Raw genomic sequence first — 1,736 nt, 5'->3', positions numbered from 1 at the left:
GAACCACCACTGGTGAAATTTCCATCACCCTTTCCTTTAACCTTAACCCCATCCATGGTCAGATCGCCATTCGTAACAAAGTTAAGATCATCCCCACTGTTGATTTCACTCAACTGATGGAGACTGCTTTGAGCGTTATAATGCCCTTTTTGAATAATGATGTAACATCATCTAAGGTATAGGTTTTCAGGAATTGTCCCTCTTCCATAGTTTTTTCCAAAAACTCTTGTAAAAAGGCATAGGTTGCGGATTGGGAGCTTTTTCAGTCTTTTCAATCAGCAGATCACCATCAAGTGTATCAACTCCTGCGTGTACTTTAATTCTTTTGCATAAAAATTCATAAAAATTACTTGCATAATATTCGGAATCGCCAGATGGCAACATGACATAAAGTGGGCATTCTCTATCCCGAAACTGAGAATAATCAAAGTAAAATGTCTCACCAAAATCAGTTCTACTCACAACAAGCTGTTCTAATGTCGCAAAACCACGTTTTCTGTAATAATTTAAGTTTTGGTGAACAATATCATCAAAAGGAATACCTATAGAATGCTCATAAAGGCTATAGATTTCATCACCACCAATATCCCCGCCTTTACAATGTTCTACAAAACTCTTGTAAGACGTTGTGAATTGTAAACCGAGAGCTTTCTCCGCCTTTTCAATCACGAGATCATCAACCGCATTTTCTTCAGAACAAAAATTGACAATATCACCTTCATATTTATCAACTAATTCTACAACATCATCTAAGGCATAGGTTTTCATGAATCTTCGCCTGCATGGTCCTTAATTTTTTTACAAAGGAATTCATAAAAATTACTTGCATAATAAAGGGGATCTCCTGATATTACCTCAAAATAGAGTGGGCATTCGCCATCCCGAAATTGAGTATAATCAAAGTAAAATGTCTCACCAAAATCAGTTCTGCTAACAACAAGTTGTTGTGGTTTTGCTAAGCCGTTTTTTATCTCTGTTAAGCGGTTGTAAACAATATCACCACCATAAACAGTCTCAAAGTCCACACCATAAATGCTAAAAATTTCCTCACTACCAATTTCCCCTCCTCCATAATTTTTTAAAAAACTTTTATAAGACGATGTAAACTGCAAACCGAGAGTTTTTTCAGCTTTCTCAATCAATATATCATCAGGCGCATCTTCTGCAGTACCAAAATCGATAATATCACTATATTTATCTACTAATTGTGCAACGTCAGTTAAAGTATAAATTTTCATAATTTGTTCTCCATAAATTGTTATTGTTTTAGCTTCATTTTTTCTTCTATAGCCTTAGCGCGTTCTTTCCAATATTGCGGTCTCCATCTATCGAACATATCTCTATCGATAAGTGACTTTTGTGTTTTAGGATAAATATGAATAACAGAAGTATGTTCTTGATGAAACTTCCTGCTAATCTCTGCTATAGGACTATCTTGTATTTGCAACATGTGATGCAATTCAACGGGATGACCATCAAAACCAATAGGTGCTCTTCCTGCTTTCATTCTATCAATATTTGTAACCCACACTATTTTTCCATTTTTTCTCAACTTAACAATTTTGTTAGGATCGAACAGATCTTCTCTCTGATAGACTTTGTTTTTCTGAGTAATTTTTTCTCCCTTGTAAGTCATTTCAAACTCAGCCTCAATGGGATCTGCTGACCAGAATTTTCTTTCCTGCCCCAAATATTGAGTTGCAACAACTTCATCACTCATCTTTCCGAGTGCTTGA

Annotated in this window: 3 protein-coding genes and 1 pseudogene; all 4 read right to left on the bottom strand. The window is 35.5% G+C overall.

Annotated elements, in window-relative coordinates:
* Positions 1–155, bottom strand: a pseudogene (locus ME1_RS08400) (hemagglutinin repeat-containing protein); the annotation flags it as partial.
* Positions 156–186: 31 nt separating this feature from the next.
* Positions 187–768, bottom strand: coding sequence for an SMI1/KNR4 family protein (locus tag ME1_RS07055; protein ID WP_004864950.1), 582 nt, complete (start codon positions 766–768; stop codon positions 187–189).
* Positions 765–1,238 carry an SMI1/KNR4 family protein gene (locus ME1_RS07050; RefSeq protein WP_004864949.1) on the bottom strand — a complete coding sequence of 158 codons (474 nt, stop codon included), beginning with the start codon at positions 1,236–1,238 and terminating at the stop codon, positions 765–767. Before ME1_RS07050 ends, ME1_RS07055 begins: the two co-directional genes overlap by 4 nt.
* Before the next feature lie 20 nt (positions 1,239–1,258).
* Positions 1,259–1,736 (bottom strand): HNH/ENDO VII family nuclease (locus ME1_RS07045; protein ID WP_004864948.1); only part of this gene is annotated, 478 nt, incomplete at its 5' end.

This window comes from Bartonella vinsonii subsp. arupensis OK-94-513 (assembly GCF_000278235.1).
In the GTDB taxonomy this organism is placed as follows: Bacteria; Pseudomonadota; Alphaproteobacteria; order Rhizobiales; family Rhizobiaceae; genus Bartonella; species Bartonella arupensis.
Note: the sequence above shows the minus strand (reverse complement) of the source record. Positions and strands in the feature narration are given on the sequence as shown.

Coding starts and splice junctions, on each gene's coding strand:
- ME1_RS07055 (WP_004864950.1), bottom strand. CDS start 768: ATGAAAACCTATGCCTTAGATGATGTTGTAGAATTAGTTGATAAATAT.
- ME1_RS07050 (WP_004864949.1), bottom strand. CDS start 1,238: ATGAAAATTTATACTTTAACTGACGTTGCACAATTAGTAGATAAATAT.